Annotated in this window: 13 protein-coding genes and 1 riboswitch; of the genes, 7 read left to right on the forward strand and 6 right to left on the reverse strand. The window is 33.8% G+C overall.

Features of this window, described 5'->3' with window-relative positions; all coding sequences use genetic code 11:
- Nucleotides 1-59 precede the first annotated feature (59 nt).
- The 4 genes from DW761_RS09900 to DW761_RS09915 all read left to right on the forward strand — a co-directional run bounded on the left by DW761_RS09900 (nucleotide 60) and on the right by DW761_RS09915 (nucleotide 4,816).
- Nucleotides 60-1,406 carry an ABC transporter permease gene (locus tag DW761_RS09900; protein WP_117517901.1) on the forward strand — a complete coding sequence of 449 codons (1,347 nt, stop codon included), beginning with the start codon at nucleotides 60-62 and terminating at the stop codon, nucleotides 1,404-1,406.
- Between the two features lie 12 nt (nucleotides 1,407-1,418).
- Complete coding sequence (locus tag DW761_RS09905) at nucleotides 1,419-2,186, forward strand: ABC transporter ATP-binding protein (RefSeq protein ID WP_117517903.1); 768 nt, start codon at nucleotides 1,419-1,421, stop codon at nucleotides 2,184-2,186.
- 64 nt (nucleotides 2,187-2,250) lie between these two features.
- On the forward strand, nucleotides 2,251-3,123 hold the full coding sequence (locus DW761_RS09910; RefSeq protein WP_117517905.1) for a DnaJ domain-containing protein: 873 nt from the start codon (nucleotides 2,251-2,253) through the stop codon (nucleotides 3,121-3,123).
- A gap of 40 nt (nucleotides 3,124-3,163) precedes the next feature.
- Entirely contained in the window at nucleotides 3,164-4,816 is a 1,653-nt protein-coding gene (locus DW761_RS09915) for a J domain-containing protein (protein WP_117517907.1), read from the forward strand.
- Between the two features lie 25 nt (nucleotides 4,817-4,841).
- Here the strand turns inward: DW761_RS09915 and thiD are convergent, their stop codons facing one another.
- Both thiD and DW761_RS09925 read right to left on the reverse strand, forming a co-directional pair.
- A complete protein-coding gene (gene thiD / locus DW761_RS09920; protein WP_117517909.1) occupies nucleotides 4,842-5,633 on the reverse strand; it encodes a bifunctional hydroxymethylpyrimidine kinase/phosphomethylpyrimidine kinase in 792 nt (263 codons plus the stop codon).
- Nucleotides 5,618-6,271: an HAD family hydrolase gene (locus tag DW761_RS09925; protein ID WP_117517911.1), complete on the reverse strand. Its 654-nt coding sequence runs from the start codon at nucleotides 6,269-6,271 to the stop codon at nucleotides 5,618-5,620. The genes thiD and DW761_RS09925 overlap by 16 nt, the downstream gene beginning before the upstream one ends.
- 41 nt (nucleotides 6,272-6,312) lie before the next feature.
- Nucleotides 6,313-6,418: riboswitch (TPP riboswitch) on the reverse strand.
- A gap of 69 nt (nucleotides 6,419-6,487) precedes the next feature.
- On the opposite strand from DW761_RS09925, the gene DW761_RS09930 reads away from it, so the two are divergent.
- Genes DW761_RS09930 through DW761_RS09940 form a run of 3 tightly spaced genes read left to right on the forward strand, consistent with a single transcriptional unit; the run spans nucleotide 6,488 to nucleotide 9,347 of the window.
- The gene (locus DW761_RS09930; RefSeq protein WP_117517913.1) at nucleotides 6,488-7,981 is read left to right on the forward strand and encodes a carboxypeptidase M32; all 1,494 of its coding nucleotides are present in this window, start codon (nucleotides 6,488-6,490) and stop codon (nucleotides 7,979-7,981) included.
- 10 nt (nucleotides 7,982-7,991) lie between these two features.
- Entirely contained in the window at nucleotides 7,992-8,588 is a 597-nt protein-coding gene (locus tag DW761_RS09935; RefSeq protein WP_117517915.1) for a GNAT family N-acetyltransferase, read from the forward strand.
- Between the two features lie 39 nt (nucleotides 8,589-8,627).
- On the forward strand, nucleotides 8,628-9,347 hold the full coding sequence (locus tag DW761_RS09940) for a helix-turn-helix domain-containing protein (RefSeq protein WP_117517917.1): 720 nt from the start codon (nucleotides 8,628-8,630) through the stop codon (nucleotides 9,345-9,347).
- A gap of 38 nt (nucleotides 9,348-9,385) precedes the next feature.
- On the opposite strand, the gene DW761_RS09945 is transcribed toward DW761_RS09940, so the two are convergent.
- The 4 genes from DW761_RS09945 to DW761_RS09960 all read right to left on the reverse strand — a co-directional run bounded on the left by DW761_RS09945 (nucleotide 9,386) and on the right by DW761_RS09960 (nucleotide 13,786).
- Complete coding sequence (locus tag DW761_RS09945) at nucleotides 9,386-11,272, reverse strand: FtsX-like permease family protein (protein ID WP_117517919.1); 1,887 nt, start codon at nucleotides 11,270-11,272, stop codon at nucleotides 9,386-9,388.
- A 1-nt stretch (nucleotide 11,273) separates the two neighbouring features.
- Nucleotides 11,274-12,023 carry an ABC transporter ATP-binding protein gene (locus DW761_RS09950; protein ID WP_117454865.1) on the reverse strand — a complete coding sequence of 250 codons (750 nt, stop codon included), beginning with the start codon at nucleotides 12,021-12,023 and terminating at the stop codon, nucleotides 11,274-11,276.
- Nucleotides 12,024-12,107: 84 nt separating this feature from the next.
- Nucleotides 12,108-13,118 carry a sensor histidine kinase gene (locus DW761_RS09955; RefSeq protein ID WP_117517921.1) on the reverse strand — a complete coding sequence of 337 codons (1,011 nt, stop codon included), beginning with the start codon at nucleotides 13,116-13,118 and terminating at the stop codon, nucleotides 12,108-12,110.
- Complete coding sequence (locus DW761_RS09960; protein ID WP_117517923.1) at nucleotides 13,115-13,786, reverse strand: response regulator transcription factor; 672 nt, start codon at nucleotides 13,784-13,786, stop codon at nucleotides 13,115-13,117. Before DW761_RS09960 ends, DW761_RS09955 begins: the two co-directional genes overlap by 4 nt.
- Nucleotides 13,787-13,846 lie beyond the last annotated feature (60 nt).

Here is a 13,846-nt window from a genome sequence, read left to right on the forward strand (position 1 = left end):
CTAAAATGTGATATCGTTATTGTGGCTAAAGTTTTTTTTTACTAGGAGGAGAGAGATTTATGGAAATCGTAAGGTTCGCTTACGATAATCTGAAACGCAATCCCAAAAATGCGTATTTTTTTGCGTTCTCGATTATCGTAGCATCCGCAGTGATTACCTTGTTTTTTTCAATATTGGGTAATCCTTATTATGGTATAAGTTCCATGTCTGATTATGTAACTTATGCGATTGGCTCAGCAGATTTTGATGGAGGAATTGGAAACGGTATTTTCGCAATGATATTATCCCTCATGATGATATCTATTTGTGTAATTACGGTATTCTTTTCCAACAAATTCTTTTTGATATCAAAAGTTGAAGATATCAGTGTTATGATGATTAGTGGCTGTAACGTCATACGCTTGGGATATTTTCTAATCGTTCAAAATTTTATTGTGCTTTTGATATCTGCACCTATTGGTGCTCTTGTCGGGTTTGGCTTACACCCCATGATTAATTATTTGATCTATAAAGAAATGGCCATATCGGCACCATTATTTGCATTTAGTATGGACGCAATGGTATATTGTGTGACTACCTTGTTCATGGTTGGGTTCTGGTTGATTTTAGTCGATGCTGGATTTGTATATCGTATGGATTTAAATTCATTACTAAAAGCAAAAAAAGCAATGAATCCGATTGGTAAATCAAAAAGTGTTTATTTTAAAATATTTTATGTTGTCATTTATGCATATATTCTATATTTTTTATGCACACTGGACTTCACACATGTGAACTTCTTTTTCATGATTTATGTGTCCGTTGGTATTGCATGTGGACCTGCCAACATTTTTAAATATATCTATCCAGAAGCAGTCACATGGGTGAAAAACAAATTATTTCCGACAGATCATCATCGTGTAATATCTACGGGCAACCTGCGTTATAGCATTATTACCAGTGGTATGCTTGTGACGATTATATTAATTGATGTATCTATTTTATTCTTCTATTTATGTAAATTTCGACATGATGCAGCTACCTTTATGGTTGTGCTTCTGTCTTATATTGTATCGTTGGTATTGATTTGTGTATGTATTGGTTATAAATTATCTTCCGATGCTTTAAATAAGAAATTAATATTCCACAATATGATTTCTATTGGATATCTTAAATCGGATATCAAAACAATTATCCTTCAGGAAATGGCAGGATTCTTCTTTTTGATTATCCTTACATGTTTCCCATTATTGTTTATTATATCTTTCATGTTTGTATTATTCGATACCATTACTCCGGCATTTATGGCTGGAATGCTGTTGATATTTGTGGCAATGATTTCCTTTGCAGGTGTTGTCATGTATCGCATTTATGTGAATCTGATATTTAAAGAAGCAATAGATAAACCAATCGTAAATGAAGAATAGAAAGGAACCATTATGAAAAAAATATTAGAAGCAAAAAATATTGTGAAAACATATAATCGCAATACAAAAAATGAATTTGAAGTTTTACACGGTATATCTTTAGAAGTTTATGAAGGAGATTTCATTTGTATCATGGGACCTTCTGGTTCAGGTAAATCTACTTTGATCAATAATCTTTCCACCATTGATACCCCAACAAAAGGTTCTGTATTCATCAATGGAAAAAGTGTAAGTAAAATGATGGAAACAGAAACCGGAAAATTTCGTTATGAAAATTTGGGATTTGTTTTCCAGTCTTTCAATTTGATGGATACACTGACCATACGTGAAAATATTGCGGTACCTTTGACACTTGCGAAAGTGGGAAAAGATGAAATCAAAGAACGTGTAGAAGCAATCGCAAACAAGCTTGAAATAAATGCCTTGTTAGATAAATATCCTGCGGAATGTTCTGGTGGACAATGTCAGCGATGTGCTGTTGCTAGAGCCCTTGTGACCAATCCAAAACTAATTGTGGCAGATGAGCCAACAGGCAATCTTGACTCTAAAAACTCTCATGATTTATTAGCCTTATTAAAAAATTTAAATGAACAAGACCATGTGACGATTATTATGGTTACCCATGATGCGATGATTGCTAGCTACTCTAAGCGTTTATTGTTTATCCGTGATGGCGTCATTGATGAAGTCATCGAACGAGAAGGCCTTGATCAAAAGGAATATTTCTACAAAATCGTTCAGGCTAACAGCAAGGAATCCATGGAACTGTTGTTTCAATAAATGAAATATCGCCCTGTTCATCTTCAGGGCTTTTTTGCTATAATAAACAAAAGGCGGTGAAATTATGTGGCAGCATCCTTGTTGGAAAATCCTTGGCATAGAAGCAACTGATCAAATCAAAGACATCAAACGTGCATACGCAAAACGTTCTAAAGAAATACATCCAGAAGATCATCCGGAAGAATTTATGCAGCTTCATAATGCATATGAACAAGCGATGGCATTTGCAAAACATGAAGAAAAACAAAGTTCCTTTATTCCATCGGATATCATCAAGGTATCCCCTGTGGAAACCAATGAAGATACATCTAATGATTTTGATTTCAATACAATTTTCAAACAATCTGAACATTTACAAAAACAACAAATTAAGCAATTAAGAGATCATGTATTTCATGAATTATGCGTATTACTTAAAAATAAATCAGCTACATTAGATGACTGGCTGCATTTTATAGAACAGGATTCTTTTTACTATATTTCAAGTAATGATGATGAATTTTTAGAACAGTTATGCACATACATAAAAAAACACAAACTCTCCATGTTATCCACAAGAGTTCTCCATCGCTTTTTTAGTGAATTATCTCAATATGATGAATCTTCTCGTTATAAGCATTTGCTAGAAGAACTAAATCATCAACTTACCTATTGGGAGGAAAGACAAGCTGAAAAACCTTTAATAAGAGCTTTTTTTAGTGGTTCAATGCTAATGTTTGTGGGAGCATTCTTATCCTGTTTATTTCAAAATGAAACATTTCATCTTACCTCCATGATCATATTCTGTTTATATGCTTGTTATATTAAGTTTTTCTCAAAGAAACGCGTAGGAAACAGGAAATTAAAAAATCCATTATCTTATCTTGCCATTCTTTTATCTCTTGTTGTTTTATTTTCAACTTATTTCTTTCTTATGCATCAAAATATCATAAAATAAAGCTTATTGACCTTCAACTTCAAAAAAAGGCGGTGAAATTATGTGGCAGCATCCTTGTTGGAAAATCCTTGGCATAGAAGCAACTGATCAAATCAAAGACATCAAACGTGCATACGCAAAACGTTCTAAAGAAATACATCCAGAAGATCATCCGGAAGAATTTATGCAACTTCATGATGCATATGAACAAGCGATGGCAATTGCGAAACATCAGGATACACAAACTTTCTTTGTTCCATCGGATATCATCAAGGTATCCCCTGTGGAAACCAATGAAGATACATCAAATGAATTTGATTTTGAAGCTTTGTTTGAAGAAGGGAATCATTTGAATGAACAACAAAAAGAGAACCTTAGAAATACTGTTTTAAAGGAGATTTGCACATTATTAGATGAAAGAACTTCCTATACCAAATGGTTAGAATTTACACAGGATATAAAATTTGTCTATGTCGCAGAAGATACTTTATTCAAAGATATCTTATACGAAATCATATCTGATCGCAAAATATCTCCAGAAGCCAATACAGCTTTTTATAAATACTATACCGATTTAGATGATTCTTCACTAGAAACACAACAATTACTGAAATTATTAGACCTGCTGATGCAAAGAAGAAAAGATATTGTTGGCAAGCGATTTCAAAATATTCGTGCAATCTTAGTCTTTATTGTATACTTGATATTTTGCTATTTAGCCTGGATCTGCAGATCTTTTGGCATGATGATAACCTTAATCATTTTAGGTGCTTTTCTTCTTTATTTAAATAGAGCAAATCAACATAAGATAAAACAAATCAAAATAATGTTGGTTGTTATCGTAGTTTTAATATTTGTTTTTCAAGCTAGAAATCTGAATATAAATAACCTTTATTTTTATGAATTTCCTATTGACCAGAAAATACGCGAGCGTTATGGTAATCATGTAATATTGAATCAAGAAATAGAAACAGATAATCCTTTGTACAAAGATACCCAAATCTATAAATGCTATGATGAAGAAAATGATGTCACATTCTATCTAAAAGAAAAGGAAAATGAACAAGGGGAAACTGTATTTGAAGATACCCTTTCCGGGGCTTTTGTTTCTTCGTTGAACATCAATTTTACAGTTCATCAGAAGGATATTTATCCTATCAGCCGCATGTATGATAACGCAGAAGGTTTTGATATTAAAGTTACTGCGGAAAATGGTGATGCGATGGCGAAGGAATTGTATTTGCTAGTACAAAAAGTATGTGCTTCCCCTTTGTATGAAATATGTAAAGATATCCGGTTTTATGGATTGCCAGAACATGCGAAATTTGCACATTATGCCAGATATTCAAAAACAATCGAAGAATTATCAAAGCTGAATGAAAAAGAAATCAAGGACTGGTTGTTTTTCAGTATCACTGCTTATCGTTTAGATTTTACACTGTGGCAACCTGAAAAATATCAAGACGATGTACAAAAATATCTTCATGATGCTTCCGGCATTGATATATTAGGTAAGCATTACAATGATGTACATGTCGAGAATGATAAGCTTTCTATTGGCAATTTCTATCGTTTGGCTTTACATTTAGATTTGAATATCCAAAAGCTGTATGATGATAGCTTGATATGGTATACAAAAAACACGACGCAAATGATAGGAAATGGCGTCACTACCCCTTATATTGATGTGTCTTTGGTAAAAAAATTATTGTAAATGAAAAGTCGCGATTTGCGACTTTTTATGCTTTATTCATCAAGTTCCAGCAATGATTTAAAGGTCCACTGCCTTTTCCTAAATCCATGCCATCTTTTAATGCACCTGTGATATATGCCTTTGCATTTTTTACACTGTTTACCATGTCATAACCCAATGCTAAATTACTGGCAATTGCACTGGATAAGGTACAGCCGGTTCCATGGGTATTAGGATTTTGTATCTTAACACAAGGCAGCCAGACTTCTTCTCCATCATGATACAATAAATCATCTGCACAATCCTCAAAATGTCCACCTTTAATCAAAATATAGCCATGATAATTTGTGGCAATCTTTTGTGCTGCTTTAACCATATCATCTTTCGACTCAATAGAAAATTCACATAATACTTCTGCTTCTGGAATATTTGGTGTAATAATCTGTGCCAGTGGCAACAACTCTTTTTGCAGCATCGTTAATGCTTTTTGCGCTAATAGCCGATCACCACTGGTGGATACCATCACTGGATCCACCACGATATTTTTAGGTTGATATTGTTTCAGCTTTTCCACAATGACTTCGATTAATTCCGGTTGTGATACCATCCCGATTTTTACTGCATCTGGGAAAATATCTTCAAATACACAATCAAACTGTTCCTTTAAAAAGGCAGGTGTTACATTCATAATATCACGTACACCACATGTATTTTGCGCAACTAATGCGGTGATCACACTCATCCCATATACCTTATGTGCCATAAAGGTCTTTAAATCTGCCTGTGCCCCTGCCCCACCACTTGGGTCTGTGCCTGCAATTGTTAAAACTTTCTGCATAATACCTCCTCCAGTTCCTGCATATCCTCTATGTATGCATCTGCCATCCTTCTGATTTTTTCTTCATCTTTCTGCTGGCTTTTTTCTTTCACGGCTACCACATAGCATCCTGCTTTTTTTGCACCTGATACAGCGTGCAATGCATCTTCAATGACGACACACTCCGCTGGTTTTAATTGCATCTTTTCACAGGCGTAATAGAAACAAGCCGGATCATCTTTGGATAAATGGATATCTTCACAACTTAAGATATAGGAGAATTTATTTGATAGTCCATGTTTTTTCAAGGCTGTTTCACACACTTCTTTATGATTGGCACTTAATACACATAAAGTCACTGGCATTGTAGAAAGCTTCTGTATGCATTCCTTTACACCAGGTTTTAACTCCATATGGATATATCGTTTTTTCAATAAAGCATAAACTTCATCACGCACTGTCTCTAATGATTCCTTTTGTACATAATGTTTTTGAAGATATGCGACTGCTTCTTCCATGCGTAAAGTAGAAAATACTTCATCTAAATTTTCATTTGTCTGTATTCCTTTACTGATTAAATAAGAAAATGCAAAATCATCCCATACATGCATACTATCTAACAGTGTGCCATCTAAATCAAAAATACATCCTTTTATCATAGACCCTCCAAAAAAAAGAATATCCCCAACATGAGAATATTCCAATAACTAATGATTATTCCCTACGTTGGCATTATCCAAATCAGGTATCGGTCGAAGTTTTCAACTTCCTCTCAGCCGGTCATACCAGCTCCCGTGATTTCCATGGTAATCATAGCATAAAGGGACGAAAAATGAAAGCAGATATGTTACAATATTCGCATAGAGGTGAACATTATGGTAGAAACATTAAGAAAAGCTTTTCAAGAATATAAGGATATCCAAAAGGCCTACACACTCGCATTGAGTACAATGTATTATGATATCGCAACGATTGCGCCAAAGAAAGGAATTGCCAAACGTAATGAAGCAATGGCATATTTAAGTGGTGAAGCATTCAGTAAGGCAACCGATAAGGAAGCTCTTGCGATGATTGAAGAATTAGGAAAAATCACAAATGACACAGAAGAAAAAAGAGAAATCACGTTGTTTCTAAAAGGTATGGAATATGATCGGGTATTGCCAAAAGATGTATATGTCGCAATGCAGAAAAGCATCAACGACAGTGAAGCCGCATGGCATATCGCAAAAGATCAGGATGATTATGCATCTTTCGCACCTTATTTAAAAGATGTGATTCTAAAACAAAAAGAAGCACTGACGTATGTACAAAAAGAAAGTACAGACTATGATTATTTATTAGATCGCTACGAAGATGGGATGAATGTGAAACAATATGATGCATTTTTTAATTCCATCAAAGAACAACTGGTACCTTTCATCAAAAAAATTAATGAACAGAAGGAACAGATCGATGATTCCGTATTACATCAAAGTTTTGATATTGATCAACAGGCAAAATACAATGCGCAATTACTAGATTATTTAGGAATAGATCGAGAAAAATGCATTATGGGATTAACGGAACATCCATTTACTGATTTCTTTAGTGAGAATGAGGCACGTATTACCACACATTATTATGAACATGATGTTATGTCTGGCATCTTTTCCACAATGCATGAATATGGTCATGCTTTATATTCGTTACAGGTAAAACCAGAATATGATGGAACTGCTTTAAAAGATAATATTGGTTACGCTATGCATGAAAGTCAATCCCGCTTTATGGAAAATCATATCGGGCGTCATCCAGCTTTCTGGCAGGTACAATACCCTATCCTTCAAAGCTATTTCCCAAAACAACTTTCTCATGTATCCTTTGAAGATTTCATGCGTATGATCAATATTACACGACCTTCTTTTATACGAACAGAAGCAGATGAATTGACCTATCCATTACATATTTTAATTCGTTATGAATTAGAAAAAGAAATTTTCAATGGTTCTATTCCTCTTGATCAGTTAGAAACCATGTGGAATGATAAATATGAAAAATATCTGGGGCTTCGTCCACGTAATCATCGTGAAGGAATTTTACAGGATATGCACTGGGGCGGTGGCAATTTTGGATATTTTCCAACATACGCCTTAGGAAGTGCTTATGCAGCACAGTTTTATAGTGCTATGGAAAAACAGCTGCCAGTGGCAGATTATTTAAGAAACAATCAATTTGATAAAATCGCGGCATGGTTAAAAGACAATATCCACTATGTTGGTGCCTATCAAAACGCTAATGAAGTTTTAAAACAAGCAACAGGTGACACCTTTCGTGCCCAATACTACATCGATTATTTAATGAATAAATATCGTACATTATATCAACTTTAGGAGAATTTTTATGATAGAAACAAAACGATTAATTTTACGCCCATTTCATGAACAAGACACAGAAGCTTTATTTGAAATTATGAAAGATAAAGAAGTAAATACTTTTTTACCTTGGTTTCCTTTTAAAAGTTTTGAAGAAACAAAGAAATATTTAAAGAGCTTTTATTTAGATTATCAGGGGGAAGGCTTTCGCTATGCGATCTGTTTAAAAGATGACAACAAGCCCATTGGATATATTCATGTTGGTGATGGTGACAGCTTTGATTTTGGTTATGCATTACGCAAAGAATTCTGGCGTCAAGGCATCGTTTCAGAAGCCGCAAACGCTTTTATAGAAATGTTGAAAACAACAAATATTCCTTATATCACAGCGACACATGATGTCTTGAATCCAAGAAGTGGTCATGTGATGAAAGCGATTGGCATGAAGTATTGTTATACGTATACAGAACACTGGATGCCAAAAGATATAGATGTAAACTTTCGTATGTATCAAATGAACTTTGATGGAAGTGATTTCGTTTATCAAAAATATTGGAATATGTATCCTCATAGAATCGAAAATCTGGAAGATGATAGTGATTCTACCACAGGTCGAGTGCAATAAAAAGAAAACCTCTGTATACTGATATCAGGAGGTGCACAAATGGAGCATAAAGACATTGGAAATTTTATCGCAGAACGAAGAAAAGCAAAGGGACTTACACAAAAACAACTTGCGGAAAAACTTTATGTATCAGATAAAGCCATCAGTAAATGGGAACGTAATATTTGTTTATTTGATATATCGTTGATCCAGCCACTTGCGGATATATTAGATGTAAGCGTAAATGAATTATTGGAAGGAAAGCTTCTTGATTCTAAACAGGATGATGAAGTTATTCAGAAAATCAAACAGATTTCCCAAAGTAAGCGAAAGCATTGGCGTATGATTTATATACTCACAACTGCCTTTTGCCTACTTGCTACAGCGTATTTGATACATATATATACCATGGATACTTTACAACGGATAGATTATTTTACCTATATTGTGATTGCGATTGTCATGGGAGGCTACTTCGTATTTTTCACACCAAAACAGCTTCCGGATTATTATGATAAAAATCAAATACATTTTATATCCACCGGTATCATGCGTATGAATATGCCAGGTATTCATTTCAACAATAATAACTGGTTTCGCATCAGTATGACGATTGTCATCTGGTCCATCCTCATGATGATCATTTGCCCTTTCTTTTTTGGAATATCTTTAAACACTTCATTTTCAGATATCCTAATTACACAAAAAACGATGATCTGTATCATCGTATTATCAACATTTTTTATTCCCATCATCGTATGTGCAAAACGATATGAATAACAGGACATGCCACATGCCCTGTTTTTGTTTGTATCCTATTAATCTATTTCACAGCGTTTCTCAAATGATTTCACTGAAATGATATATAGAATGAAAAATAATACTGCTAAAACTGAAATACTGATTATTGTGATCAATCGTAAAGGATCACTTTTCATCAGATTCTGTAAAGCACTCATAATAAAATAACTGGAGAATGCCGTTATCGCAATTGGCAGAATATATGTGAATGCTACTTCCTTTTGAATTGCATGATGCATACTGCGTTTAGAGATACCTACATTTTTCAATATAATATATCGCTGGCGATCATCACTAGCATCATTATAAGTTTTCATAAACAATACCCCGCCGCAAGAGAACGCAAATACCGCAAACATGAAGATACATAAGGAATAAATAACACGGATAAAGACAATTTCTCCACTATCTAAATCTGCGATCATCACTTGTGTATGCTCACTATTGAATGCTTTAAGCTCTTCAATACCTGCCTTATAATTTTTTTGATCCGTAATGTTTACCACATATAAATCCATCATCATTTTACCTTTTGAAAGTGACGCAAAAGTTTTATCATTTACAATCAATGCATTCATATTATATTGCATCATACCAAAGTAAGCTGTATCCTCAGCCGCAATAATCTTTAATTCTTTTTGATCTATAGGAACACTTCCCAATGTATCATCTGACAAAGATATTAGGTATTTTTTATGAAGCTCTATTGCTTCTAAGTCCTGTGGCTTTGCTTTTAATGGTGTTAACCCGGCTTCTTTACAGAAATTGATATAATCTGAATAGGATACCACAAAAGCAAGCTGATCATTTGTATATTTCTCAACACGATATTGATGGAAAAAGAATGGAATCGATGCTTTCTGTTTCATCGTATTATTTTTTTCAATCGTTTGATTGATTTTATCAATTGGTATTTGATCACCCATAAATGAATATACATATTGAGATTGAGAATGATTCATTGCATCATAGCGTTGTTTCATCGCAAGACCAGCGCCCAATGCACTCACACAGCATAACATCATAATGGTGACAATGGCATAGGTACGATAATTCTTTTTCACACGAAAAATCAAATGATTGATCCACAAATTTCGTTCTTTTTTATATAGAAACGTTTTCTTATCAGAAAGCTTTGTAAGGACAAAGGGCATTAGGGAATCATATAAACCATAGATACCAACGATTACAAAAACAGTCGCTAAAAGCATGTAAATGAAGCTTGATATATCTCCAATCTGTAATGCAAAATAGTATCCAGCACACAATATCAGTAAAGATATCCATGCCTTAAAAAAAGTCATAAAGCCATTGGCTTTCTTAAATTCACTTTGTCTGTTTGCGGAAAGCATATCTTTTACACTGGTGCGTACGATATTAAAATATCCTTTTCCCATCAAAAACGCATACAATACCAGAAAGATCAAAGCGGTTTTTATTGCCGTGATAAATTGAAAATCAAAAGGAATAGATGCTTCAATATCACTTAATTTAAAAAACAACATACCAAACAGTTTTGAAAAGGCAATACCTGCCAAAATCCCTGAAGCAATGGATATCATACCTACCATCATCATTTCAAAGAAATACATTTTACCTAATTGTTTGTTATCTAAACCCATAAAGATAAAGGTACCCATTTCCTTTTTTCGTTGCCCAAGGAATACATTAGAAGCATACCATATGAAACAGAAAACAAAGAATACCAATACAACAGAGATTGCCGCAATGATGATTTCACTGAATTCCTGATTTTTTTTACCCAGGATATCCAATGCTCCTGAATCCATAAGATTTAAAAAGTTATATAAAATAAAGCTGCAAAAGGATAAAGAGAATATAAAAGCCAGATAAGAAGTAAAATTTCGCTTCAGATTTTGAAGACTTAATCGCATGACACGCATGCTACTCACCTCCTAAGGATGCCATTAGTTGTAAGATACGATCATAGAATTCTTTACGGGAATCGCCTGCATTCAACTTACATGAAATTTCCCCATCCTTTAATAAATATACCTGTTTGGCATAACTTGCGGAAAAGGCATCATGTGTAACCATTAAAATTGTCGCATTCTTTTGTTCATTAATTTTCTTCAAACTCATCAACAGTTCTTTACTAGATTTAGAATCAAGTGCTCCGGTTGGTTCATCCGCAAACACGATATCCGGATCACTGATCAAAGCTCTGGCCGCAGCACCTCTTTGTTTCTGTCCACCACTTAATTGGTATGGATACTTCTCTAAATGCTCTTTGATGCCAAATAAATCCGCCAACTGTTTAACTTTTTCCACAATTTGTTTAGGATTTTTCCCATTAATGGAAAGTGGCAGTGCAATGTTATCCATCAATGTCATATTGTCCAATAAGTTATAATCTTGAAAAATAAATCCGATATGCTTCTTTCTGATATTACTCAATTTATCATTTTTAATTTTTGTGATATCCACACCTTCCATAAGGATAGAGCCATGTGTTGGCTTATCAATGGTACTTAATAAATTCAGAAGTGTACTTTTCCCAGCACCACTTGGTCCCATAATTGCGATAAAATCCCCTTCATAAATCTCTAAGCTCACATTGTTTAATACCCTTGTTTTGACTCCTTTTTTGCCATATTCCTTACTAATATTTTTTACCTGCATGATTTCTTTCATTTACTGATACCTCCTTGACACCTATAGCATACCTTAGATGAAAGCCAAAATCCTTTCATCCACCTTACAGATACCATGATATCCTTACAATTCAGTAATATTGAAAAAATCAAGATGATGATCAAAAATAATACATACATCTGTATACTCCTGAGGTATGGATACTATTTCAATCTGATGTTCTAACATACGGGCAATTTGTCTTACAAAGTATAGTCCCATTCCTGTGGATTTATATTCACCATTTCTAACATTATTACCTGTATATCCCTTTTCAAAAACACTTAATATATCTTCTTTACATATCCCGATTCCATTATCACGAATATGTAAAATCGTACGATTTCCTTTCATTTCTGTATATAAAGATAACTTTGGTTGCTCCTTGTGATATTTTATTGCATTATGAATGATTTGATCTAACATATAGACCAGCCATTGTTCATCGCTTAACACCTTTTCATCCGTTATTTGATTATCAATTTCAAAATGTTCTTTGATTAGAAAAAACGATTGATGGCGAATACTTTTATCCACAATTCCTTTTAAACTTAACAATTCTATCTTTTTGTCATAATGAGAATTCCATGTTTTACAGCCTGTCAGCATCGTATGTAATAATTGTTCCATCTTTTCACACTGTTCCTTGATTTCCATACGCAATGTGACATCATCATTTCGCTCATTCATCATATGAAGTGCGGCAAGTGGCAATTTTATCTCATGTGACCAGCGGGAAATATACTCCTGTAATTCGCAAAGTTTTTGATAGCTGTCTTCAATATCCTGATGATAAATCTGTTCATTATGTATAAATAACGCCTCATGATCATATAAAGGCTGGTGTAAATCATCACAAACGATATACTCCTGACATTCTAAAAGGTCATCGATTTCTTTATGATGTTTCCATGTTCTATAATAATCAATAACTATAAGTCCTAAGATTATGATTGCTATTAAAAAATCCATATAATATATATCACTTTGTTGAATATGCACAGGACTCAAATAAACATAATACACATGATTCATCATCCAGACAATCACAATGCCAAGTAACAACATCCATTTTTGTTTAATATATGATTTCATGGTATTAAATATCCTTGTCCTTTCTTTGTGATAATGATATCCTCAACACCAGTTTCCTGTCGTATCTTTGATTTTAAGCGTGAGATACTGGTTGTTAAAGAGCCATCAGAAATAAATTCATCTGTACTCCATATCTGCATCATCAATTCTTCACGACTAACGATTTTCCCTCTACTCTTTAAAAGAATCGCAAGTATACGGTTTTCCATCTTTGTTAATTCAATCACTTCATGATGATAACGTAAAAGCCCCTGTGAGAAATCATACTGCAGATCATTGGATAACTGCATCTGTACATGGTCCTGATATTCATAGGTTCTTCTTAGCATTGCCTGAATTTTTGCCATGAGATAATCTAACGCAAATGGTTTTTGGATATAGTCATCCCCGCCAGTTGTGATGGCCATGATTTTATCCTGATTGCCATCTCTGCTAGATATAAATAAAATTGGAACTGTGGAATTTTTACGTATTTTTTCACACCAGTAAAAGCCGTCAAAATATGGCAAATTGATATCTAATAAAATCAAATGTGGTTGTAGCACCTCTACCTCTTTGCATAAGTCATGAAATTTTGTGGCGCATACGACTTCTAGTCCCCATTTTTCACAATAAAGCTTTATCTCATTTCCTAATACTCGATTATCTTCAATTATCATTATCCGCATATTATCACCCTCTACTATAATTATAAAGTATGTTTGCTTACTTGTATCTAACATTTTTGT

It is taken from the genome of Absiella sp. AM29-15 (genome assembly GCF_003434225.1).
Classification (GTDB): Bacteria; Bacillota_I; Bacilli_A; order Erysipelotrichales; family Erysipelotrichaceae; genus Hoskinsella; species Hoskinsella hominis.